This window comes from Georgenia daeguensis, from assembly GCF_039537705.1.
Taxonomy (GTDB): Bacteria; Actinomycetota; Actinomycetes; order Actinomycetales; family Actinomycetaceae; genus Georgenia; species Georgenia daeguensis.
The window spans coordinates 71,295-93,798 of the sequence record NZ_BAABBA010000004.1 but is presented as its reverse complement, the minus strand read 5'-3'; the positions used below and the strand labels follow the sequence as shown (position 1 = coordinate 93,798).

Genomic DNA, 22,504 nt, shown 5'->3' with positions numbered 1-22,504 from the left:
GGGCGCCGGCCGTTGGTGATGAGCCTGCCCTCTCGAGCGGCGGACCGGAAGGGGTTTCGGGGCCCGCCGCCGGGCGGCGCTTCGTCGCACGCTCAGGTCCTCCGCCCTCAGTTCCCTCCCGGCTGGAGCTCGACCTCGATGGGCTCGAAGCCCTCGCCGACGACGTCCACGCCCTCGTCCTTGAGCTCCGTGAGGGCCTGCTCGACGTACTCGTCGGTGTACGCGGTCGCCGGGGGTTCCTCGGTGATGATCGTCGCGCCGGTCTCGTTGGAGGTCTGCATGGCCATCTCGACGGTGGCGTCCCACGCCGCCTGGTCGATCATGCCGATGCCGCCGGAGGTGGACGGCCAGATGAGCTTGTTGGTCTCGTTGACCATCCAGAGCTGGTGGCTCTTGCCGAGGGTCGAGCCGGCCTCCGTCACGATCGTGGCGGCCTCCTCCGGGTTGTCGCGGGCGAAGACCCAGCCCTGGATGGACGCCTTGAGGAAGGCGACCGTGGTGTCGGCGTACGCGTCGTCGTCCGCCAGTCGCCTGGCGTCGGCCCAGATCGCGTCCTGCAGCATGGCGGTGCCGACGTCGTTCCAGTCGATGACGTTGAAGTCCTCCGGCTGGTACAGCTCGCCCGTCTCGGGGTTCTCCGCCTCGAGCACCTGGGCCCACTCGTTGTAGGTCATGGCCTGCGCGGCGTCGATGTCGCCGGCGAGGAAGGCGTTCATGTCGAAGGCCTGCGTGACGAGCTCGAAGTTGGTCACCCCGGCCTTGTTCAGGCCGGCGAAGAGCTCCCACTCGTTGCCGAACCCCCAGCTGCCCACCTTCTTGCCCTCGAGGTCGCCCACGTTCTGGATGCCGGAGTCGGCGAAGGCGATCTGCAGCGTGCCGGAGCGCTCGAAGATCTGGGCCACGTTGGTGATCTCCGCGCCCTGCTCGATCGAGCCGAGCACCTTGGGGACCCAGGCGATCGCGTAGTCGGCCTGGCCGCCGGCGAGGGCGTCCTGCGGCACGACGTCGCCGCCGCCCTGGACGATCTCGACGTCGAGCCCGGCGTCCTCGTAGTAGCCCTGGTCGAGCGCCGCGTAGTAGCCGGCGAACTGGCCCTGCGTGAGCCACTGGAGCTGGAGGGTCACCGGCGTGAGCTCGCCGTCGCCGCCCGTCCCCCCGCCTCCGGCGCCGGGAGCTTCCGGCTCCGTGGTCGAGCAGGCGGCCAGGGTGAGGGCGCCGGCCGCGGCGAGCGCCGCGGCGGAGCGGGTCCGGGCGGTGAGGTTTCGCGTGATGCTCATGAGGTCTTCCTCCTGCGTGGGCGGACGACGTGCGGTGGGGCGGTGGCGCCCGTCGTGGCGCTCATGCGGCGCCCCGACCGGGTGCGGTGCGCCGTCGCACGAGGCTCTCGAGCCCCAGGGAGACGGCGTAGAAGACCAGGCCGAGGACGATGCCCCCGACCACGAAGGCCCAGGCACGGGCGTAGTTGCTGCCGGCGGCGGCGGTGGTGATGAAGGAGCCGATGCCGGTGCGGGGGCCGCCGAAGTACTCCGCGACGATGGCGGCGATGACCGCGAGGGAGGAGGCGAGCCGCAGGCCGGTGAACACGAAGGGCAGCGCGGTCGGGACGGTCACGGCCCGGGCGGCCTGCAGGGACGTGGCGGCGTAGACGCGCATGAGGTCGCGATGGACCGGACGGACCTGCTGGAGGCCGCGCAGGGTGGTGATGAACACCGGGACGAACGCGGTGATGCCGCAGACCACGCGCCGTGCCATCTCGGAGTCCGCGCCGAGCATCGTGTAGAGCACGGGGGCCAGCGCGACGATCGGGACGACGGCGAGGCCGGCCACCAGCGGGGAGACCATCTGCCGGGCCACGGGCAGCGCGGCGGCGACGACGGCGCCGAGCACCCCGCCGGCCGCGCCGACCGCGAGGCCGACGAAGGCGTTGAAGCCGGTGGCGACCATCGCGCCGGAGATGGTCGGCCACATGGCGACGACCTCGCTGCCGATGTGCGAGGGGCTGGGGAGGAGGAAGGCCGGGACGCCGGCCACGACGACCACCGCCTGCCAGAGCCCGAGCAGCACCAGGGCGAGCACGACCGGGGCGGCCAGCCGCGCGAGGTCCGCCCGGGCGTTCACCGGTTCTCCACCCCGCGCGAGGGGACCCCGCTGCCGGCGTGGAGCGCCTCGCGCACCCGGCGGACCGCGTCGAAGTAGGCGTCCTCCTCGCGCAGCTGCTCCGACTCCCCGGGCCGGCGCTGGAGCCCGATGGTCACGACGTCCTGGATGCGCCCCGGCCGCGGGGACATGACCACCACGCGGTCGGAGAGGTACACCGCCTCCGGGATCGAGTGGGTCACGAAGACGACGGCGGCGCGGGTCTCGGCGCAGATGCGCACGAGCTCGGTCTGGAGCCGTTCGCGCGTCATCTCGTCGAGCGCCCCGAAGGGCTCGTCCATGAGCAGCAGGCTGGGCTCCTCCGCGAGCGCCCGGGCGATGGCCACGCGCTGCTGCATGCCGCCGGAGAGCTGGTCAGGGAAGCTGTCGGCGAACTCGGTCAGGCCGACCATCGCGAGCAGCTCGTCGGCCCGCCGCGCCCGCGCGGCCCGGCCGGCCCCGTGCAGGGACAGCGGCAGCTCGACGTTCCCACGGACCGTGCGCCAGGGCAGCAGGCCGGCCTGCTGGAACGCGATGCCGTAGTCGTGGGCGAGCCGGGCCTGCTCGGCGCTGCGGCCGAAGACGGTGATCTGCCCGGAGGTGGGCCGGTCCAGGTCCGCGACGAGCCGCAGCAGCGTGCTCTTGCCGCACCCGGAGGGGCCGATGAGCGAGACGAACTCGCCGTCGGCCACGGTGAGGTCGATGTCCTCGAGGGCTCTGACGGCGTCTCGCCCGGTCCCGAAGACCCGGCCGACCGACGTGATCTCGACGGCTGCGCCGCGGGGCGCACCCACAGCCGCGCCGCCGGCGGCCGGGCGGCTCACCCCGCCACCTCCGTGCGCCGGAACCGGTGCAGCGCCGTGCCGATCAGAGCCACCAGGCCCGCGGTGAGCAGGCCGAGCAGGACGGCGCCCAGGAGCGGGGCCCAGGGCCGGGCCGGGGCGCTGGAGGCGAAGTTGGCGAACTCGATGATCATCCGCCCCACGCCGCCGGGCAGGCCGGTGGACACCTCGCCGACGACCGTGCCGACCACGGCGTTCGCCCCGGCGAGGCGCAGGGCGGGCAGGAGGTAGGGCACGCTGGCCGGCAGGCGCAGGCGCAGGAGGGTCTGCCACCAGCCCGCCCCGTAGGAGCGCATGAGCTCGCGGTGGATGGCGTCCGGGGACTGCAGCCCGCGCAGCGCCCCGACGGCGACGGGGAAGAACGCCAGGTAGGCGGCGATCACCGCGACGGACGTCCACTCCTGCCACTCCCAGGGCCCGACGCGGATCCGGTTCCCCCAGTTGCTCACGAGCGGTGCCAGGGCGATGAGGGGGACGGTCTGGCTGAGGATGACGAGCGGCAGGACGGCGGACTCGACGATGCGCACCCGGAGCATCGCCAGCGCCAGCAGCATCCCGACGACGACCCCGGTCACCCACCCCACCAGGGCGATCAGCGCGCTGGCCGCGCTCGCCCGGAGGACCGCCACCCACAGCACCGGTGCGTCGGTGGCGGAGCTGAGCGGCTGCCCGAGCTCGGCGAGCATCTCCCACACGTGCGGCATGGCGAGGTCCGTGGTGCGGGGCAGCACGCGGTTGTCCCCCACGCTGACGCCGTCCTGCGGCCCGAGGAACTTGTACAGCTCCCACAGGGCCGCCAGGACCACCACCCCGGCGGCGCCGAACACGAGCGCCCGCGCCCAGGCCGGCAGCCCGCGCAGGGCGGCCCGGCGGCCGGCCGGCCCCCCGGCCGTGGTCTCCCCCGCCGCGCCGAGGCTCGGTGCGAGCACGGCGGCGTCGGCCGCCATGTCGCTCACCGTCATCCCGGCGTCGGCGTCGGCGTTCATGCCTTCGCCAGCACGTGCTCCCGCAGCGCGGGGATCACGTGCTCGCCGTACTCGCGCAGGGTCTCCTCCTTGTTGTCGTGCATGAGGTAGCCGGCGAACTGCGTGACGCCGAGGCCGGAGAGCTCCTTGAGCCGGGCCACGTGCTCCTGCCACGTCCCCAGGAGGCAGAACCGCTCGATCACCTCGTCGGGCACGAAGTCGGTGTGGGTGTTCCCGGCCTGCCCGTGCTCGTTGTAGTCGTAGTCCGTGCGGCCGGCGATGTAGTCGGTCAGGGAGCGGGGCAGCTCGGAGTCCGCCCCGTACCGGGCGACGAGCTCGGCGACGTGGTTGCCGACCATGCCGCCGAACCACCTGGTCTGGTCGTGCATGTGGGCGCGGTCCTCGCCGACGTACATCGGCGCGGCGATGCAGAACTGCAGGGAGTCCGGGTCGCGCCCGGCCCTCTCGGCGGCCTCGCGCACCACCCGGATGGTCCAGGCCGTGACGTCGGGGTCGGCGAGCTGGAGGATGAACCCGTCGGCGACGTCGCCTGTCAGCGCCAGCGTCTTGGGCCCGTACCCGGCCACCCAGACCTCGAGCCGCGAGGTCAGCGTCCACGGGAAGCGCACGGTGGAGCCGTTGATCTCCACCGGCCGGGCGTTCGCGAGCTCGCGGATGACGTGCACCGCGTCACGCAGCTGCGCGAGGGTGGCCGGGCGGCCGTTGAGCACGCGGACCGCCGAGTCCCCGCGCCCGATCCCGCACACCGTCCGGTTCCCGAACATCTCGTTGAGCGTGGCGAACGCCGAGGCGGTCACCGTCACGTCGCGGGTGATGGGGTTGGTGACCATCGGCCCGACGATCACCTTGCGCGTGTGGGCCAGGATCTGGCTGTAGACGACGAACGGTTCCTGCCAGAGCAGGTGGGAGTCGAACGTCCACACGTGGGAGAAGCCGTGCGTCTCGGCGAGGCGGGCGAGGTCCACCACGCGCGAGGCCGGCGGGTTGTTCTGCAGCACGACACCGAAGTCCATGGGTGGCGCCTCCTCACGTCGGGGTACTGCGGGGGCCGGTGCGGCGAGCTAGACGAGGTACTGGGTGAGTCCGCGGCGGAGGTACTCGCCGTGACCGGCCCGCCCGCGGAACTGGCCGCCGTCGACGATCACCTCCCCGCGGGAGATGACGGTGTCGACGTGGCCGTCGACCTCGAAGCCCTCGTAGGCGGAGTAGTCCATGTTCATGTGGTGGGTCTTGCCGACCCCGATGCTGGTGTGGCCGTTCGGGTCGTAGACGACGACGTCGCCGTCGGCGCCGGGGGCGATGACACCCTTCCTGCCGTACAGGCCGAACATCCGGGCGGGGGTGACGCAGCACAGCTCCACCCACCGCTCGAGGGTGATCTCCCCCGTCACCACGCCCTGGTAGAGGAGGTCCAGCCGGTGCTCCACCCCGCCGATGCCGTTGGGGATCTTGGAGAAGTCGCCGATCCCCATCTCCTTCTGGTCCTTCATGCAGAAGGGGCAGTGGTCCGTGGAGACCACCTGGAGGTGGTTGGTCCGCAGTGAGTGCCACATGTGGTTCTGGTGGCCCTCGGCCCGCGAGCGCAGCGGCGTCGAGCACACCCACTTGGCGCCCTCGAAGCCCGGCGCCCCGAGCTGCTCCTCGAGCGAGAGGTAGAGGTACTGCGGGCAGGTCTCGCCGAACACGTTCTGCCCCCGGGCGCGGGCCGCGGCGATCTGGTCGGCCGCCTGCTTGGCCGAGACGTGGACGATGTACAGCGGCGCGCCCGTGAGGTCGGCCAGCATGATGAGCCGGTGGGTGGCCTCCTCCTCGGCCTGCCACGGCCGGGTGAGGCCGTGGTAGATCGGGTCGGTGTCGCCGCGGGCGACCGCCTGCTGCACGAGCACGTCGATGACCGAGCCGTTCTCCGCGTGCCCCATGATCATGGCGCCGTTGTCCGCGGCGCGCTGCATCGCCTTGAGGATCTGGCCGTCGTCGGAGAGGAAGACGCCCTTGTAGGCGGTGAAGAGCTTGAAGCTGGTGACCCCCTCCTTCAGCAGCGCGTCCATCGCGGTGAGGGTGGAGTCCTGGACGTCGGAGAGGATCTGGTGGAAGCCGTAGTCGACGGCGCAGTTCCCGTCCGCCTTCTCGTGCCAGAGCTGGTACTGCTCGAGCGGGTCCTGGCCGGGGTACTGGACCACGAAGTCGACGATCGTCGTCGTCCCGCCCCAGGCCGCCGCCGTCGTCCCGGTCTCGAAGGTGTCCGAGGCCTGGGTGCCGCCGAAGGGCATCTCCATGTGGGTGTGCGCGTCGATCCCGCCCGGGATGACGTACTTGCCCGTCGCGTCGATCACGGTGTCGACGTTCGCGGCGACGTCGAAGCCGAGGATCGTCGACCCGGTGGGCAGGACGGCGGCGATGGTCTCGCCGTCGATGAGGACGTCGGCCTGCGAGCGGCCCGTGGAGCTGACCACGGTGCCGCCGGTGACGAGGGTCTTCACGGCGTACGCTCCTTGCCGGTCATGGGGCCGTCACGGCGGCGTAGGAGTCGGGCCGGCGGTCGCGGTAGAACTGCCAGCGGTCGCGCACCACCTTGATGAGGTCGGTGTCGATCTCCCAGACCTTCATCTCCGCCTCGGTGCTCGAGGCCCACTCCCCGACGAACATCCCGTCCGGCCCCACCACGTAGGAGCTGCCGTAGAAGGTCACCGCCTCGTCGCCGTACTCGTTCGTCTCGGCGCCGACCCGGTTGGCGGCGGCGATGAAGTACTCGTTGGCCAGCGCCGCGGCCGGCTGCTCGAGCTCCCAGTTCCGGTTGGAGATGCCCGGCGCGGTGGCGTTGGGGTTGAAGACGATCTCGGCACCGTTGAGGCCCAGCTCGCGCCAGCCCTCGGGGAAGTGCCGGTCGTAGCAGATGTACACGCCGACCTTGCCGATCGCGGTGTCGAAGACGGGGTAGCCGAGGTTGCCGGGGCGGAAGTAGAACTTCTCCTGGAACTTCGGCAGGTGCGGGATGTGGTGCTTGCGGTACCTGCCCAGCACCGAGCCGTCCGCGTCGATGACGACGGCGGTGTTGTAGTAGATGCCCGGCGCGTCCTGCTCGTAGATCGGGAGCACGATCACCAGGCCCAGCTCCTTGGCGAGCGCCGCGAACCGGTCCGTCGTCGGCCCCGGGACCGGTTCGGCGTACTCGTAGTACTTCGTGTCCTGGGTGATGCCGAAGTAGGGGCCGTAGAAGAGCTCCTGGTAGCAGATCGCGTCGGCCCCCTGGGCCGCCGCCTGACGGGTCCAGTCCTCGTGGAGGGCGATCATCGACTCCTTGTCCCCGGTCCACGGCGTCTGGGTCAGGGCGATCTTCCGAACGGTCATCGAATCCTCCAGCAGGTTCTGACTGGGTGCGGCCTTCGCCTCCCCCGGCGGCGCTGCCGGGGCTCGCTAGGTGACATCGTGCCCTGCGGCGGGCCCGGCCGGGGGCGATTGCGCAGATGTGCAGGTGGGAAGGGCTACGATGACGGCGGACCTCGGGTCGGCACTGACCCTGAGCGTTGGCCTGGACATGGGTCACGGTCCGCCGAGCGCAGCGCGGTGACTGCGGCGACCAGCCCGACGACCAGTCCGACGACGTTCCGGAGATCTCCTGTGCCCGCTGCTCCCGTCCGCCTTTCCCGACGCCGCACCCTGCCTCTCGCGGCAGGCCTCGCCGTCTGCGCCCTCCTGTCCGCCTGCGCCGGCTCGGGCGCGGCCGGCCCGGCCGCCGCCGGCCCGGGCACGGAGGGGGCGGCGCCGTCCTCCGCCGCCCCGGGCTCCACCGCCACGTTCCCGCTCACCGTGTCCTCCTGCGGGGTGGAGGCGACGCTCGAGGCGCCGCCCGAGCGCATCGTGACCATCAAGTCCTCCGCGACCGAGATGGTGCTGGCCCTGGGGGCCGGCGACCGCCTGGTGGGCACCGCGTTCGCCGACGGCGACGTGCCGGCCGAGCTCGCGCCGGCGGCCGCGGACGTGCCCGTGCTGGCGGAGAAGAACCCGGCGACGGAGGCGGTCCTGGAGCTCGAGCCGGACCTGGTCTACGCGGGGTGGGAGTCCAACCTCACCGCCGATGGCGCCGGCGAACGGGAGATGTACCAGGACCTCGGCGTCGCCACCTACGTCTCCCCCTCGGCGTGCAAGGCCGCGGAGCACCGTCCGGAGCGGCTCACGTTCGACCTCGTCCTCGAGGAGATCACCGAGGCCGGGCGCATGCTCGGCGAGGAGGAGGCCGCGGCGGAGCTGGTGGCCGCGCAGCGCGCGGAGCTCGACGCCGTCGTCCCCTCCGACGCCGGGCTGACCGCGCTGTGGTACTCCTCCGGCGAGGACGTGCCCTACGTGGGGGCGGGCATCGGGGCGCCGCAGATGATCATGGACGCCGTCGGGCTGGAGAACGTCGCGGCCGGTGTGCAGGACACCTGGACCTCGCTCGGCTGGGAGGCGGTGGCGGAGGCGAACCCCGACGTCGTCGTGCTGGTCGACGCCGCCTGGAACACGGCCGAGCACAAGAAGCAGGCACTGGAGCAGAACCCCGTCACGGCCGCGCTGCCGGCCGTGCAGGAGGAGCGGTACCTGGTCGTCCCCTTCCCCGCGACCGAGGCCGGCGTGCGCAACGTGCCGGCCGTGACCGACCTCGCCGCGCAGCTCGCCGAGCTGGAGGTGGGACGCTGACCGCGACCCAGCCCGCGATCCGGTCCGCGGCCCGCCCGACGCCCGGGCCCGGCGGCCCGGCAGGTCCGGCGCGCCGGCCCGCGCCCGGCAGGGACCGCGGGCCCGGGGCCCCACGGCCCGCCGTGCGAGCCCGGGCGCCCCTGGCGCTCGTGCTGGTCGTGCTCGCCGTCGTCCTGGTCGTCGTCGCCGGCTGGGGGCTGACGCTGGGGCAGGCGGACATCTCGACGGCGCAGGTCTGGACCTCCGCCTGGCACCACCTCTGCGGCCAGGCCGGGACGCCGGGAGCCGGCTGGTGCCCGGCCAACCCGCTGACCGGTATCCAGGACGCCATCATCTGGTCGGGGCGGGCGCCCCGCGTGGTCGCGGCCGCCGCCGTCGGGGCCGGGCTGGCCCTGTGCGGTGGCGTCATGCAGGCTCTGACCCGCAACCCGCTGGCCGACCCGTACCTTCTCGGCGTCTCCTCCGGGGCGTCGGTCGGCGCCGTGCTGGTGCTCGTGCTCGGGCTGTCCGCCGCGCTGCCCGTCGCCGCCTTCGCCGGCGCCATGGCGGCGCTGGTGCTCACGCTCGCGCTGGCGACCGGCCGGGGCGGCGGGCTGAGCCCCGTGCGGACCGTGCTGGCGGGCGTGGCGGTGGCCCAGGCCGGATCCGCCGTCGTCAGCTTCGTCATCTTCTGGTCCTCCACCGGCGACTCCTACCGGGAGATCCTGACCTGGCTCATGGGCTCCCTCGGCGGGGCGACCTGGCCCGAGGCGCTCACCGCGCTCGGGGCGACCGCCGTCGTCGGCACGTTCCTCGCCGGTCAGGCACGGGCGCTCGACGCCTTCACGTTCGGCGACGTCTCGGCCGCCTCGCTCGGCGTGGCCGTCACGCGCACCCGCTGGGTGCTGCTCGGGACGGCGGCGCTCCTGACCGGGCTGCTCGTGTCCGTGGCCGGCGCGATCGGGTTCGTCGGGCTCGTGGTTCCCCACGCCGTGCGGCTGATCGTGGGGGACCGGCACCACCGGCTCCTGCCCGTCGCCGCCCTCGCCGGCGCCACGTTCCTGCTTCTCGCGGACACCGCTGCCCGCAGCCTCTTCGAGCCCCGGGAGCTGCCGGTCGGCATCCTCACGGCGGCGATCGGGGCCCCCGTCTTCGCCGTCCTCCTGCGCCGCAGGGCCGTCTCGTGACCACCCTGACGATCGCCGGGGTGCAGGTGAGCGTCGACGGCGTGACCGTCCTCGACGGTGTGGACCTGCACGTCCCCGCGGGGGCCGTGACCGCCGTGGTGGGCCCGAACGGCGCCGGGAAGTCGACGCTGCTGCGCGTCCTCGTCGGGGCGCTGCCGGCCGGGGGCTCCGTCATGCTCGACGGCGCCGACCTCGGCCGGCTCACGCGGCGCGAGCGAGCACGACGGATGGCGCTCGTGGAGCAGGACTCCTCGGCGCCGGTGGCCCGGCAGGTTCTCGACGTGGTAATGCTCGGCCGCACGCCGCACCGCCCGCGGTGGGGAGCGGACTCCGCCAGCGACCTCGAGATCGCCGGTGCGGCGCTGACACGTGCCGGGGCGTGGGACCTCGCCGAGCGGGACTTCTCGACGCTGTCCGGCGGCGAGCGGCAGCGCGTGCACCTGGCCCGTGCGCTCGCGCAGCAGCCGGAGGTGCTCCTGCTCGACGAGCCCACCAACCACCTCGACGTCGCCGCCCAGCTCCACGTGCTCGCGCTGGCGCGCGAGCTCGCCGGGGACGGGGTCACCGTGCTCGCCGCCCTGCACGACCTGAACCACGCCCTCCGCCACGCGGACCGGGTGGTCGTGATGGCGCGCGGGGCCGTGGTCGCCGCCGGTGCGCCGGGCGACGTGCTCACCGGGGAGCTGGTGAGCGACGTGTACGGCGTCGCTGCCGAACGGGTGCGGGCCGGCGGGCACGACCTGCTGCTGCTGGAGCTGAAGCGGGACGACGCGAAGCACCCGGTGCGCCAGCTGACGAGCGCGTCGTCCGGGCGTCGCTGACCGCCGGCATGCCCTGCCGAGGTCCTTTTCATAAAAATTGGACCCGTATCAAATCGCATTCTTGATTGTGCGACGACGGCCGCCCGATCCGCCTCCCGCCGACGCGCCGGACGCTACCTTGGCGCGATGAGGACGACTCGGAACTCTCTGGTCCGGGGCATTTTCATTCTTGCCCTGACTGGATTTATTGTGCAGGTGGCGGTGGACGAGATGTGGCGCGAGCCGTATCCCGGACTGTTCCAGCCGGGCTTCGGCGGGATCGGCCCCGTCGCGGGCACGGTCGACTCGGACGAGCCCACGGTCACGGTCGACTACGCCGACGGCGGCTCCGAGACCTTCAGCCACCTCGAGGTGATGGCGCAGGCGAAGTCGTCGCCGACGCGGGTGTTCTCGACCGCCTTCCGGCCGGACAGCCCGCGGCGGGACCTTCCCGAGACCGTCGCGTGGCTGGAGGAGCGCGTGTCCGTCCTTGCGGGTGGCCGAGAACCGGTCCGCGCGGTGATCAGCTGGCGGACCGTGCACTACGACCTCGACGAGGACGGCCCTCCCCGCGTCACGGTGGGCGACCGCACCGTCATCCCGTTCGGGGGGCAGTCATGAGCAGCGCGACGACGACCAGGACCGCCCGGATCGACGCCTGGATCCACGGCGGGGCCTTCACCAGGACCTCGCTGGCGCGCTACCGCGTCGTCTACGCCGTCATCGCCCTGCTGACCCTCCCGGACTTCTCCTGGCCGACGCTCTTCCCCGACTCGATGTACATCGCCCCGCCGGGGCCTTTCATGCTTTTCCCGGGATTTCCGCCCGAGGTTTTCCTGCGCGCCCTGGAGGCGATTTTCGCCTCGTGCCTGGTCGCAATTCTGCTCGGATGGTTCACACGCGCCGCGTCATTTTTCTCGGTGATCGTCGCGATGACGGGTTTCGGTTTCACGTACAGCCTCGGAAAAATAGACCACGACATCTTTCTCGTGCTGATCCCGGCGGCGATGGCCCTCGCGGGGTGGGGGGACCGGATGTCCCTGGACGCGGTGCGACGACGCGCCCGAGGTCTGCCCGAGGCGCCCGAGCGCGCGGAGCAGTGGCCGCTGCGGCTGTACGCGCTCATGATCGGCCTGGGGTTCCTGACGGCCGCCTGGCCGAAGATCCGCGGCGACTGGCTCAGTCCCCGCACCCAGGCGGTCCAGGGCCATCAGGTGCGCCAGTACTTCACCAACGGCAAGGACGACCTCCTCGCCCCGTTCTTCCTCAACTTCGACCACCCGGTGTTCTGGGAGATCCTCGACATCGCCACGATCGTCCTGGAGGCGGGGATGATCGTGGCGGTGCTGTGGTGGACCACCACGCGGCTGGCCTTCGCGGTGGCGGCGACGTTCCACCTGGGCGTGTGGCTCATGATGAACATCGCCTTCTTTATGAACGTCGTGACGTACGGCTTCGTGGTGCCGTGGGACCGCGTGCCGGTGCCACGGGCGCTGCGCCGCTCGTTCGTCGCGCCGGCCCGGCTGGTCCGCCTCGCACCGGTCGTGGTGCTCGCGGGCGGCGTCGGCTGGTCCCTGCTCGTCGAGTCGGCCGGGAATGCCGCCGACGTCGTCTACCCCGTCGTGCTCGTCGCCGGAGGGGCCGTCGGTGCCTGGTTCCTGCTCGCGCCCGTGGTGCGGCTCGCCCGGGCCGCCCGGGCGGTCCGCCGCGGCGCCGACACCTCGGGGCGGCTGCTGTACGACGCCGACTGCGGCTTCTGCACCCGCGCGGCGCTCTGGCTGGCCCGGCGGCGACCGGACCGGGTGACCATCGTTCCGTGGCAGTCGGTGCCCGACCTGGCCGAGCTCGGCCTGCGGGCGGAGGATCTCTCGCGCCAGGCGTACTGGCAGGGCAGCGAGGGGCCGTTGCGCGGCGGGAGCGCGGCCATCGCCGCCGCGATGGTCGCCCGTGGTGGGCCGGCGACGGTGGCGGGGCTGCTGATCGCCAGCGACCCCGTGCGCCCGCTGGCGGACGTGGTCTACCGGGCCGTGGCGGCCCGGCGGCACCGCATGCCCGGTGGCACCGACAGCTGCGCGGTCACCCCCGCCCCGGTCCCGGACGACGAGGCCGCCGGCCCGGGAGGCCCGGGTCAGTCCTGAGAGACCCCGTGGCGGAACATGTCCTCGACCGCCGGGCGGATCAGGGACGCGGCGCCGTCGCCGTCCTCCAGGGTCACCACGTGGCCCATGCCCCGGACCACGGCGACCGGGCGACCCGACACCTTGCCCTTGACCAGCTCCGCCGCGGCGGCGATCTCGTCCGCCACCGCGATCACCGTGATCTGCAGCTCTCTGCCGTACGCGTCCCTGCTCCCCCGCATGTCGGTCACCACCTGCACGCCGGCGGCGCCGATGGCCATGTCCACCACGCCCCGGCGCCACGGGCGGCCGGCGGTGTCGGTGATGAGCACCCCCGGGCGGACGCCGGTACGGGCGAGGAGGCCGCGGCGCAGCCGTCGCGCGGAGGCGTCGGGGTCCTCGGGCAGCAGCAGCGCCGTCCCGGGCGGCACGTCCGAGGCGTCCACACCTGCCGCGGCCATGACCAGGCCGAGCTTGTTCTCCACGATGCGCAGGGTCGTGCCGTCGGGCCGCTCGCGCTCGGCCACCACCCGCACCGTCTCGCCCGCGATCACGGACTCCCGTTCGGCGTCGTCCCGGGCGGCGACCAGCCGGCCCTCGGCCTTGGCCACGATCTTCGAGGCGACGACGACGACGTCGCCCTCCGCGAGCCCGGTGGAGCCGTCGGGCCAGGAGAGCCGTTCGAGCACCGGGACGAGGAGGGCGGCGAGATCGTCGCCCCGCGTGATGATCGGGACGCCGTCGGGCGCCTGGGCGAGCAGCATGCCGTCGGCGCTCACCGGGCGAGCTTGGGCAGGACGTCGCGGCCGAAGACCTCGAGCCACTCCCGCTGGTTGCGGCCGACGTTGTGCAGGTAGATGCGGTCGAAACCGAGGTCCACGTACCGCTGGATCTCCGCGCGGTGCTCGTCCGGGTCGGCGGAGATCACCATGCGGCCGGCGAAGTCCTCCTCGCGCACGAGCTTGGCCATCGCGGCGAAGTCGAAGGGCGAGCGGATGTCGGCCTTCGGGAACTTCATGCCGCCGTTGGGCCACTGGTCCATCGCGTTCGCGAGCGCCTCCTCGTCGGTCGGCGCCCAGGAGAGGTGCAGCTGGAGCACCTTCGGCATCGTGTCCACGTCCTTGCCCGCCTCCTTCGCCCCGGCGGCGAACTTCTCGAACAGCCCGCCGATCTTCTCCAGGGGCGCCCCCACGGTGATCAGCCCGTCCGCGTGCCTGCCCGCCCGCCTCGCGGTCACCGGGCCGCCGGTGGCCACGAGGATCGGCGGCGCCTCCTCGGGCATCGACCACAGCCGCGTGGACTCGAGCTTGTAGAACGTGCCCGCGTGCTTGGTGTCCTTGCCCGCGAGGGAGTTGGTGAAGAGCTTGCGGATGATCTCGATCGCCTCGAACATCCGGTTGATCCGCTCCGGCGCCTCGGGCCAGTAGCCGCCCACGACGTGCTCGTTCAGCGCCTCCCCCGAGCCGAGCCCCAGCCAGTGCCGCCCGGGGTACATCGTCGCCAAGGTCGCCGACGCCTGGGCCACCATCGCCGGGTGCCACCGGAACGTCGGGGCGGTGACGCCGGGCCCGAGGTCGCCCCGGGTCCGCTCCGCCACCGCCGTGAGCACGTTCCACACGAAGCCGGCCTGCCCCTGCGTGGGCGTCCACGGCTGGAAGTGGTCCGCCGCCATCACCCCGGAGAAGCCGTGCTCCTCCGCGAGCGCCGAGTACTCCACCGCCTCCATGGGCGCGAACTGCTCGAGGGCCGCGGCGTAACCGATCGTCAGACTCATGGGGCCATCTTGGCAGGCCGGCCCGGGATCACTGCGGCGGCTCGTCCTCGCCGGCCTCCTCCTTGGCGTCCGCCTCCTCCTTGGTGGCGTGCACCGCCCCCTCGGCGTGGTGGGCCGGGCCGTAGATCGTGTAGAGGACCAGCGGGCTGTGCCCGACGTTGACGAAGTTGTGCTTCGTCCCCGCCGGCACGGCGACGATGTCGCCGGCCGCGACCAGGTGCTCCTCACCCTCGATCACGGCCTTGGCAGACCCGGAGACGAAGCTGAGGATCTGGTCGTTGTCGGGGTGCGTCTCCTCGCCGATCTCCCCGCCGGGCTCGATCGTCATGATGACGAGCTGGCTGTGCTCCCCGGTCCACAGAACCCGCCGGAAGTCCTTGGACTGCTCGGCCTCGCTGTCTCGGGACCAGTGGTGGAACGTCATGCGTGCCTCCTCGTTCGGTGGTGCGCGGTGCGCCGTCGCCCCACCCTCTCGCAGGGCGGCGAGGAGCGCAGCCGGAGCACCTCGGCCGACGGCCGGAGCACCTCGGCCGGCAGCCGGCAGCCGACGGCCGGCAGCCGGCGGCCGACGGCGGAACCTGACACGGCGCGCCGACGGCGGAACCTGACACGGCGCGCCGGCGGCGGTGGCGGCCGGCGGCCGGGGGGGCGCCGGCGTCACTCTGTGAGGCTCAGCCTGACGGAACGACGCGCGCGCACCAGGGAGGCGCCCCTCGTCGAGGGCGACCTCGTGCTCTCGACGTCCACGAGCGCCGGTGGCCCGCGCGGCTGTCCGCCCACCCGCGCGGTTGTCCGTTCAGGGGACAGCCTCCGGACGCTGGATCTCAGGCGGCGGAGCTCTGGGGCGAGGAGATCTGGTCGGCGAAGGCCCGCACCTTGTCCTCCCAACCCTCCTCGAGCGGCCCCTTGAGGTCGGTCACCCTGACGGTGCCCTCCGCGACCTCGACGCCCTTGCCCTCGAGGAGCTCCCTCATGATCGGCATGACGCGCTGCCAGCGGTCGAGCTTCTCCGGGTCCGGCATCTGCCCGTTCTTGTCCGGCCTCGGCGCGACCTCGGTGGTGAGGATCGCGTACCGGGAGCCCGGCTCCAGCCGCACGTGCTTGACGAAGCTCCGGGCCGTCCGGCGTGGCTTCCCCATGAAGCCCGGCGCGCTGAAGACGTACAGGTCGGCCGTGGGGAGGTTCTTCGGGTCGGCGTCGCGCATGTGCCGGACGTCGACCGTGACACCCCTCGCCGCCATGACGTCCGCAAACCTGGCCGCCACCGCGGCACCGTTGCCGAACCTGGATGCGTGGTAGTAGGCGACGTGCATGACCGGTCCTCCCTGACCTCGCGCGGGGCGCTCCAGGGGCGGAGCGCGCTCCGCGACCTTGCTCTCCCAGGGAAACCCCGCGGGGGGTGCGGAGGGAAGGGACCACGGTCCCGGGCACCGGTCAGAGGTACGCGTCGACCAGCCGCCGCGCCACCGCGGCCGAGTCCACGAGCGGGTGCATCGCGAGGGCGAGCCACGCCGTCTCGCGCGAGCGGGTCCGCGCCGCGTCGATCGCGAGCCGCTCGCACGCCTTGACGGCCTGGACCCGGGCGAGCATGGCGGGCTCGAGCGGGCGTCGCAGCGGCAGCGGGTGCGCCCCGTCGCTGTCGACGCGCACCGGGACCTCCACGACGGCGTCGCCGGGCAGGCCCGCCACGAGCGGGGCGCCGTCGGGCCCGGTGTTCGCGACGTCCAGGATCATCCGGTGCTCCTCGCCGCCGAGCAGCGCCGCCATGAGGTCGACCGCGACCTCGTGGTAGCCGCCGCCGAGGTCCTCCTCCGCCCGCTCGCCGGCCTGCTGGGCCTCGCGCTCCGTGGCCATGTACGTGGCCTCGCGCTCGGCCAGCGTCGCGCGCCACAGCTCCAGCGCCCGGTCGGGCCGGGCGGCGGCCGCCTCGTAGAACGCCCCCTGCTGGGCGAGCAGGAACTCGCCTCGGGTCGACCCCCGCGAGGCGATGCCGGCCACGGCCTCGCGGGTGAAGTCGTAGTAGTACAGGTACTCGTTGGGCAGCGCGCCCAGCGCCCGGACCCAGTCCGCGCCCATGAGGCGCGCCTCCTCCAGGCCCGCGAGCGCGGCGTCGTCGGCCAGCAGGCCCGGCAGCAGGTCCTCGCCGCCGGCGCGCACGCCGCGGAGCCAGCCGAGGTGGTTGAGCCCGGCGTAGTCGATCTCGACGTCGCCGCGGTCGAAGGCCTGCGCGGGAAGCCCCAGGGCACGCAGCGTCCGCCGCACGAGCGAGATGGGGGTGTCGCAGATCCCGACCACCCGCCCGCCGAGCCACGTCCGCATGGCCTCGGTGACGATCGAGGCGGGGTTGGTGAAGCTGATCGTCCACGCGCCGGGGGCGAGCTCGGCGATGCGGGCGGCGATGCGGTCGACCTCGGGGACGGTGCGCAGCGCGTAGGCGAGCCCGCCCGGGCCCACCGTCTCCTGCCCGAGCAGCCCCTCACCGAGCGCCACCCGCTCGTCGCGCGTGCGCCCCGCCGTCCCGCCCACCCGGATGGCGGAGAAGATGACGTCCGCCCCGGTGACGGCGTCGTCGAGCTCCGTGGTGGCGCGCACCCGGGGCACCGGCCCCGCCGCGCCGGCGCCGGCCTGCTCGAGCACGCCCGCCATCACCCGGAGCCGGGCCGGGTCGTCGTCGAGCAGGACGACCTCGTCCACGGCGACCCGCTCCCTCGCCGCGGCGACAGCCTCGTACACCAGCGGCACGCGGAAACCCCCGCCGCCGAGGATCGTGAGAATCACGTGGCCCACGCTATCGGGGTGGCAGGATCGTGGGCACCATGAGCCCCACCGCCTCCGCCGCCTCCCCCACCGCCTCCCCCACCGCCCCGCTGGACCTCCTGGTCTCGGGCCCCGTCTTCTTCGACCTCATCTTCACGGGCCTGCCGGGCGGGCCGGTACCCGGCACGGAGGTCTGGGCGGAGGGCATGGGCACGGCGCCCGGCGGGATCGCGAACCTGGCGGTGGCGGCGGCCCGGCTGGGCCTGCGCACCGGGATGGCCTCCGGCTTCGGCGACGACGCCTACGCCGACTGGCTCTGGACCGTGCTGTCCCAGCAGGAGGGCGTGGACCTGTCCGCCTCCCGCCGCTACCGGCACTGGCACACCTCCGTGACGGTCTCCCTCGCGCTCGACGGCGACCGCGCCATGGTCAGCCACGGCCACCACGACCCCGAGCCCGCCGGCGCGCTCGTGGCCGCCGCTCCCCCGGCGCGCGCCGTCGTCGCCGACCTCACCGACCCCGGGGAGGGTGACGAGCCGTGGTGGCGGGCGGTGGCCGCGTCCGGCTCGCTCGTCTTCGCCGACGGCGGGTGGGACCCCTCGCAGAGCTGGGACCCGGCCCGTCTCTCCATGCTGGACGGCTGCCACGCGTTCACGCCCAACGCGGTGGAGGCCATGGCCTACACCCGCACCGGCACCGCGCGCGAGGCGGTGCGCGCCCTCGCCGAGCACGTGCCGCTGGCGGTGGTGACCGTCGGCGCGGAGGGTGCGCTCGCCGTCGACTCGGCGACCGGGACGGAGGTCGAGGTCCCGCCGCTGCGCGTGAAGGCCCTGGACGCCACCGGCGCCGGCGACGTGTTCGCCGCCGCGCTGATCGGCGGCACCCTGCAGGGCTGGCTCCTGGAGCACCGGCTGCGCTTCGCCGTCCTGTGCTCCGCCCTGGCGGTGCAGCACTTCGGCGGCTCCCTGGCGGCGCCCGGCTGGGGCGACATCGCCGACTGGTGGGACGCCACGGTCGCCGCCGCCCGTACCGGCGACCGCGCCGCCCGCGCCACCGCCGACAGCTACGAGTTCCTCGTCGACGCCCTCCCCGGCCACGCGCTCGCCCGGGTCCGCCGCGCCGAGGCCACCATCGCCCGGATCTCGGACGCCATGCCCGACACCGCCGCGCCCGCGCCGACGGTGAGGGCGGCCCGATGAGCGGGGTGGAGACCATCCGGCACCGCCGTGACGGGCACAGCGTCCTCGAGCACCGGATCGCCGTCCCGCTGGACCACGCCGAGCCGGCCGGCGAGCGCATCGGCCTCTTCGCGCGCGAGATCGTCCGCGACGGCGGGGAGGACCGGCCGTACCTGCTCTACCTGCAGGGCGGCCCCGGCGGGCGCGCCGACCGTCCTGCCCGGCTGACCGGGTGGATCGACCGCGCGCTCCAGGACTACCGCGTGGTGCTCATGGACCAGCGAGGCACCGGGCTGTCGACCCCCGCCGACGCGCTGACCGTCACCGCGCGGGGCGACGCCGCCGCGCAGGCCGCCTACCTGGCCCACTTCCGCGCCGACGCCATCGTCGACGACGCCGAGCTGCTGCGCGAGGCGCTCGCCGGCGACGCGTGGTCGCTGCTCGGCCAGTCCTTCGGCGGTTTCGTCATCACCCGCTACCTCTCCGTGGCGCCCGGCTCGGTCCGCGAGGCGCTCGTGACCGGCGGCCTGCCCGGCCTGACGGCGAGTGCCGAGGACGTCTACCGGCGCACCTACGCCGCCACGGCCCGCCGCAACCGCCAGTACTTCGCGCGCTACACCGGCGACGAGAAGAACCTGCGCCTGCTCGCCCGGCACCTCGCCGACACCGAGGAGCACCTGCCCACCGGCGAGCGGCTCAGCCCGCGACGGCTGCGGCAGATCGGCATCCGGCTCGGCGCCGACCTCGGGTTCGACGCGCTGCACCACGTCCTCGAGGACCCCTTCGTGCAGGTGAGCGGCACCCGCCGGGTCAGCCGGGCCTTTCTGGCCGACGCCGGCGCCATCCTCAGCCACGCCACGAACCCGCTCTACGCCGTCCTGCACGAGGCGATCTACGCCCAGGGCTCCGCCACCCGGTGGGCGGCGCACCGCCTGCGCGAGGAGCACGACGGCTTCGCCGAGGACGCCGACCCGGCGGACACCTCGAGCCCGTACTACCTCACCGGCGAGCACGTCTACCCCTGGCAGCTGCGCGAGGACCCCGCCCTGGCGCCGCTCGCCGACGCCGCGGACCTGCTCGCGGCCAAGGACGACTTCCCGGCCCTGTACGACGCGCAGGCCCTCGCCGCGCAGGGCCCTCCCGTGGCCGCGGCGGTCTACGTGGACGACATGTTCGTCCCCTTCGACCTCTCGGCGGCCACGGCGGAGACGCTCCACGACGCGCGCCCGTGGGTGAGCAACGACTACGCCCACGACGGCATCCGGACCGACGGCGCCCGCATCCTCGACAAACTCATCACCCTCGCCCGGCGCTGAGGCGAGGCGCTGCGGACCGTGACGACGGGCACGTCCGCCGTCGTGGGAGAATCGGTCACCATGAGCGATGCATCCCTGGCCCCCTCCGTCGACGTCGAGACCTTCCCGGCCCCGTCGGTGCCGGAGAAGGTCAGCGTCGACGGGATCGAGGACCGCTGGAACGCCGCGTGGACGCGGGAGGGCACCTACGCCTTCGACCGCACCGCGACCCGTGAGCAGGTCTACTCCATCGACACCCCGCCGCCCACCGTCTCCGGCTCGCTCCACGTGGGCCACGTCTTCAGCTACACCCACACCGACGTCGTCGCCCGCTACCAGCGGATGCGCGGCAAGGCCGTGTTCTACCCGATGGGCTGGGACGACAACGGCCTGCCCACCGAGCGCCGCGTCCAGAACTACTTCGGCGTGCGCTGCGACCCGTCACTGCCCTACGACCCGGACTTCACGCCGCCCCACGTGGGCGGCGAGGGCAAGTCGGTCAAGGCCGCGGACCAGGTCCCGGTCAGCCGCAAGAACTTCGTCGAGCTGTGCGAGCGGCTCACGGCCGAGGACGAGCAGCAGTTCGAGGCGCTGTGGCGCCACCTGGGCCTGAGCGTGGACTGGACACACCACTACCAGACCATCGGCAAGGACGCCCGGGCCGTCGCGCAGGCGGCGTTCCTGCGCAACCTCGCCCGCGGCGAGGCCTACCAGGCCCAGGCCCCCGGCCTGTGGGACGTGACGTTCCAGACCGCCGTCGCCCAGGCCGAGCTCGAGGCCCGCGACTACCCGGGCCACTACCACAAGGTCACCTTCCACCTCACGGCGCCCCGGGCCGACGGCACGGACACCGTCGCCATCGAGACCACCCGCCCCGAGCTGCTCCCGGCCTGCGTCGCCCTCATCGCCCACCCCGACGACGAGCGCTACCAGGACCTGTTCGGCACCACGGTCACCTCGCCGATCTTCGGGGTCGAGCTGCCCGTCCTCGCCCACCCGGCGGCCGAGATGGACAAGGGCGCGGGCATCGCGATGTGCTGCACCTTCGGCGACCTCACCGACGTGCAGTGGTGGCGCGAGCTGAACCTGCCCACCCGCCCGGTGCTGGGCCGCAACGGCCGCATCCTCGCCGAGACCCCGGACTGGATCACGGACGACGGCGGCCGGGCCGCCTACGCCGAGATGGCGGGGAAGACGACGTTCTCGGCGCGCACCGCCGTCGTCGACGCGCTCAGGGCCTCCGGCGACCTCGTCGGCGAGCCGGTCGCCACCCAGCGCAAGACGAACTTCTTCGAGAAGGGCGACAAGCCCCTCGAGATCGTCACGTCCCGCCAGTGGTACATCCGCAACGGCGGCCGCCCCCACACGGAGGCCAACGGCAAGGAGCTGCGTGAGAACCTCATCTCCCGCGGCAAGGAGCTCGACTTCCACCCCGACTTCATGCGGGTGCGGTACGAGAACTGGGTCAACGGTCTCAACAGCGACTGGCTCATCTCGCGCCAGCGCTTCTTCGGCGTCCCGATCCCGGTCTGGTACGCCGTCGGGGACGACGGCGAGCCCGACTACCAGCGCGTCCTCACCCCCGACGAGGCCCAGCTCCCCGTCGACCCGAGCATCGACGTCCCCGCGGGCTACACCGAGGACCAGCGCGGCGTGGCCGGCGGGTTCGTCGGCGAGGTCGACATCATGGACACGTGGGCGACGTCGTCGCTCTCCCCGCAGATCGCGGGCGGCTGGCTGCGCGACGAGGACCTCTTTGCCCGCGTGTACCCCATGGACCTTCGCCCGCAGGGTCAGGACATCATCCGCACGTGGCTGTTCTCCACCGTGGTCCGCGCCCACCTCGAGTTCGGTGCGCTGCCGTGGCGCCACGCCGCCATCTCTGGCTGGATCCTCGACCCGGACCGCAAGAAGATGTCGAAGTCCAAGGGCAACGTCGTCACCCCGATGGGCCTGCTCGAGGAGCACGGCTCCGACGCCGTGCGCTACTGGGCGGCCTCCGCCCGCCTCGGCACGGACGCGGCCTTCGAGGTCGGCCAGATGAAGATCGGCCGCCGCCTGGCCATCAAGGTCCTCAACGCGTCGAAGTTCGCCCTGACGATGGGCGGGGAGGAGGACCTCGTCCTCGACCCCGCCGCCGTCACCGCCCCCGTCGACCGCGCGATGCTCGCCGGGCTGGCCGACGTCGTCGAGACGGCGACCGCCGCCTTCGAGGCGTACGACCACACCCGGGCGCTGGAGACCACCGAGACGTTCTTCTGGACGTTCTGCGACGACTACCTCGAGCTCGTCAAGGACCGCGCGTACAACCGTGACGGGGCTCTGGGCGTGAGCGAGGTCGCCTCGGCGCGGGCCGCGCTGGCCATCGCCGTGGACACGTTCCTGCGGCTGTTCGCGCCGGTGCTCCCGTTCGCCACGGAGGAGGTGTGGAGCTGGTACCGCACCGGCTCGGTGCACACCGCGTCGTGGCCGACGGCGGAGCCGCTGCGCGCCGCGGCGGCCGGCGGGGACCCCGCGGTCGTCGCCGCGACCGGCGAGGCGCTCGCGGCGCTGCGCAAGGTCAAGTCCGAGGCCAAGGCGTCCCAGAAGACCAGCTTCGCCCGGGCGCGCCTGCAGCTGCCCGCCGACACGATCGCCCTGGTCCAGCAGGCGCTCGGCGACCTGCGCGCGGCCGGCCGGGTGCGCGGCGACCTCGAGATTCTCGGCGCTCCCGCGGGAGAGGCCGCCGCCGTCGTCGACCACGAGCTCGACGAGCCCGAACCGCGTCGCTGACGCACGG

Annotated in this window: 20 protein-coding genes; 8 read left to right on the top strand and 12 right to left on the bottom strand. The window is 73.3% G+C overall.

Going from position 1 to position 22,504, the window contains the following annotated elements; translation table 11 throughout:
• Positions 1-107: 107 nt before the first annotated feature.
• From ABD774_RS05280 to ABD774_RS05250, 7 genes are all read right to left on the bottom strand, one after another.
• Positions 108-1,277: an ABC transporter substrate-binding protein gene (locus ABD774_RS05280; protein ID WP_345038461.1), complete on the bottom strand. Its 1,170-nt coding sequence runs from the start codon at positions 1,275-1,277 to the stop codon at positions 108-110.
• Positions 1,278-1,338: 61 nt separating this feature from the next.
• A complete protein-coding gene (locus ABD774_RS05275) occupies positions 1,339-2,118 on the bottom strand; it encodes an ABC transporter permease (protein WP_345038460.1) in 780 nt (259 codons plus the stop codon).
• Entirely contained in the window at positions 2,115-2,960 is an 846-nt protein-coding gene (locus ABD774_RS05270) for an ABC transporter ATP-binding protein (RefSeq protein WP_425554473.1), read from the bottom strand. Before ABD774_RS05270 ends, ABD774_RS05275 begins: the two co-directional genes overlap by 4 nt.
• The gene (locus ABD774_RS05265; RefSeq protein WP_345038457.1) at positions 2,957-3,964 is read right to left on the bottom strand and encodes an ABC transporter permease; all 1,008 of its coding nucleotides are present in this window, start codon (positions 3,962-3,964) and stop codon (positions 2,957-2,959) included. Before ABD774_RS05265 ends, ABD774_RS05270 begins: the two co-directional genes overlap by 4 nt.
• Positions 3,961-4,977 (bottom strand): TIGR03842 family LLM class F420-dependent oxidoreductase, encoded by a 1,017-nt coding sequence (locus tag ABD774_RS05260; RefSeq protein WP_345038455.1) that lies wholly within the window; start codon positions 4,975-4,977, stop codon positions 3,961-3,963. The genes ABD774_RS05265 and ABD774_RS05260 overlap by 4 nt, the downstream gene beginning before the upstream one ends.
• A gap of 48 nt (positions 4,978-5,025) precedes the next feature.
• Positions 5,026-6,444: a dihydropyrimidinase gene (hydA, locus tag ABD774_RS05255; protein ID WP_345038453.1), complete on the bottom strand. Its 1,419-nt coding sequence runs from the start codon at positions 6,442-6,444 to the stop codon at positions 5,026-5,028.
• A 19-nt stretch (positions 6,445-6,463) separates the two neighbouring features.
• Positions 6,464-7,312: a nitrilase-related carbon-nitrogen hydrolase gene (locus ABD774_RS05250; protein ID WP_345038451.1), complete on the bottom strand. Its 849-nt coding sequence runs from the start codon at positions 7,310-7,312 to the stop codon at positions 6,464-6,466.
• 270 nt (positions 7,313-7,582) lie between these two features.
• Between ABD774_RS05250 and ABD774_RS05245 the strand changes: the two genes are divergently transcribed.
• From ABD774_RS05245 to ABD774_RS05225, 5 genes are all read left to right on the top strand, one after another.
• A complete protein-coding gene (locus ABD774_RS05245; RefSeq protein ID WP_345038449.1) occupies positions 7,583-8,638 on the top strand; it encodes a putative F420-0 ABC transporter substrate-binding protein in 1,056 nt (351 codons plus the stop codon).
• 122 nt (positions 8,639-8,760) lie between these two features.
• Complete coding sequence (locus tag ABD774_RS05240; RefSeq protein WP_345038446.1) at positions 8,761-9,804, top strand: putative F420-0 ABC transporter permease subunit; 1,044 nt, start codon at positions 8,761-8,763, stop codon at positions 9,802-9,804.
• A complete protein-coding gene (locus ABD774_RS05235) occupies positions 9,801-10,625 on the top strand; it encodes an ABC transporter ATP-binding protein (RefSeq protein ID WP_345038444.1) in 825 nt (274 codons plus the stop codon). Before ABD774_RS05240 ends, ABD774_RS05235 begins: the two co-directional genes overlap by 4 nt.
• A 126-nt stretch (positions 10,626-10,751) precedes the next feature.
• On the top strand, positions 10,752-11,225 hold the full coding sequence (locus ABD774_RS05230; RefSeq protein ID WP_345038442.1) for a hypothetical protein: 474 nt from the start codon (positions 10,752-10,754) through the stop codon (positions 11,223-11,225).
• The gene (locus ABD774_RS05225; RefSeq protein ID WP_345038440.1) at positions 11,222-12,742 is read left to right on the top strand and encodes a DCC1-like thiol-disulfide oxidoreductase family protein; all 1,521 of its coding nucleotides are present in this window, start codon (positions 11,222-11,224) and stop codon (positions 12,740-12,742) included. The genes ABD774_RS05230 and ABD774_RS05225 overlap by 4 nt, the downstream gene beginning before the upstream one ends.
• Here ABD774_RS05225 and cofE read toward each other — a convergent pair.
• The 5 genes from cofE to ABD774_RS05200 all read right to left on the bottom strand — a co-directional run bounded on the left by cofE (position 12,733) and on the right by ABD774_RS05200 (position 17,273).
• Positions 12,733-13,500, bottom strand: a complete 768-nt coding sequence (gene cofE, locus ABD774_RS05220) for a coenzyme F420-0:L-glutamate ligase (protein ID WP_486327270.1) — start codon at positions 13,498-13,500, stop codon at positions 12,733-12,735. The genes ABD774_RS05225 and cofE overlap by 10 nt on opposite strands.
• The gene (locus tag ABD774_RS05215) at positions 13,497-14,495 is read right to left on the bottom strand and encodes a TIGR03557 family F420-dependent LLM class oxidoreductase (RefSeq protein ID WP_345038438.1); all 999 of its coding nucleotides are present in this window, start codon (positions 14,493-14,495) and stop codon (positions 13,497-13,499) included. The genes cofE and ABD774_RS05215 overlap by 4 nt, the downstream gene beginning before the upstream one ends.
• A gap of 28 nt (positions 14,496-14,523) precedes the next feature.
• The gene (locus ABD774_RS05210; RefSeq protein WP_345038435.1) at positions 14,524-14,919 is read right to left on the bottom strand and encodes a cupin domain-containing protein; all 396 of its coding nucleotides are present in this window, start codon (positions 14,917-14,919) and stop codon (positions 14,524-14,526) included.
• A gap of 400 nt (positions 14,920-15,319) precedes the next feature.
• The gene (locus tag ABD774_RS05205; protein ID WP_345038433.1) at positions 15,320-15,808 is read right to left on the bottom strand and encodes a flavodoxin family protein; all 489 of its coding nucleotides are present in this window, start codon (positions 15,806-15,808) and stop codon (positions 15,320-15,322) included.
• Between the two features lie 121 nt (positions 15,809-15,929).
• Positions 15,930-17,273: a family 4 glycosyl hydrolase gene (locus ABD774_RS05200; RefSeq protein WP_345038431.1), complete on the bottom strand. Its 1,344-nt coding sequence runs from the start codon at positions 17,271-17,273 to the stop codon at positions 15,930-15,932.
• 38 nt (positions 17,274-17,311) lie between these two features.
• Between ABD774_RS05200 and ABD774_RS05195 the strand changes: the two genes are divergently transcribed.
• From ABD774_RS05195 to valS, 3 genes are read left to right on the top strand one after another with little or no spacing between them, the layout of a single operon-like run.
• A complete protein-coding gene (locus tag ABD774_RS05195; protein ID WP_345038429.1) occupies positions 17,312-18,451 on the top strand; it encodes a carbohydrate kinase family protein in 1,140 nt (379 codons plus the stop codon).
• Entirely contained in the window at positions 18,448-19,746 is a 1,299-nt protein-coding gene (locus ABD774_RS05190; protein WP_345038427.1) for an alpha/beta fold hydrolase, read from the top strand. The genes ABD774_RS05195 and ABD774_RS05190 overlap by 4 nt, the downstream gene beginning before the upstream one ends.
• A 60-nt stretch (positions 19,747-19,806) precedes the next feature.
• Positions 19,807-22,497, top strand: a complete 2,691-nt coding sequence (gene valS / locus ABD774_RS05185) for a valine--tRNA ligase (RefSeq protein ID WP_345038424.1) — start codon at positions 19,807-19,809, stop codon at positions 22,495-22,497.
• Positions 22,498-22,504 lie beyond the last annotated feature (7 nt).

Bases quoted from the DNA above. Each gene is read 5' to 3' on its own strand.
- ABD774_RS05280 (WP_345038461.1), bottom strand. From the start codon at position 1,277: ATGAGCATCACGCGAAACCTCACCGCCCGGACCCGCTCCGCCGCGGCG.
- ABD774_RS05265 (WP_345038457.1), bottom strand. From the start codon at position 3,964: ATGAACGCCGACGCCGACGCCGGGATGACGGTGAGCGACATGGCGGCC.
- ABD774_RS05260 (WP_345038455.1), bottom strand. From the start codon at position 4,977: ATGGACTTCGGTGTCGTGCTGCAGAACAACCCGCCGGCCTCGCGCGTG.
- ABD774_RS05250 (WP_345038451.1), bottom strand. From the start codon at position 7,312: ATGACCGTTCGGAAGATCGCCCTGACCCAGACGCCGTGGACCGGGGAC.
- ABD774_RS05230 (WP_345038442.1), top strand. From the start codon at position 10,752: ATGAGGACGACTCGGAACTCTCTGGTCCGGGGCATTTTCATTCTTGCC.
- ABD774_RS05225 (WP_345038440.1), top strand. From the start codon at position 11,222: ATGAGCAGCGCGACGACGACCAGGACCGCCCGGATCGACGCCTGGATC.
- ABD774_RS05215 (WP_345038438.1), bottom strand. From the start codon at position 14,495: ATGAGTCTGACGATCGGTTACGCCGCGGCCCTCGAGCAGTTCGCGCCC.
- ABD774_RS05210 (WP_345038435.1), bottom strand. From the start codon at position 14,919: ATGACGTTCCACCACTGGTCCCGAGACAGCGAGGCCGAGCAGTCCAAG.
- ABD774_RS05205 (WP_345038433.1), bottom strand. From the start codon at position 15,808: ATGCACGTCGCCTACTACCACGCATCCAGGTTCGGCAACGGTGCCGCG.
- ABD774_RS05195 (WP_345038429.1), top strand. From the start codon at position 17,312: ATGAGCCCCACCGCCTCCGCCGCCTCCCCCACCGCCTCCCCCACCGCC.
- ABD774_RS05190 (WP_345038427.1), top strand. From the start codon at position 18,448: ATGAGCGGGGTGGAGACCATCCGGCACCGCCGTGACGGGCACAGCGTC.
- valS (WP_345038424.1), top strand. From the start codon at position 19,807: ATGAGCGATGCATCCCTGGCCCCCTCCGTCGACGTCGAGACCTTCCCG.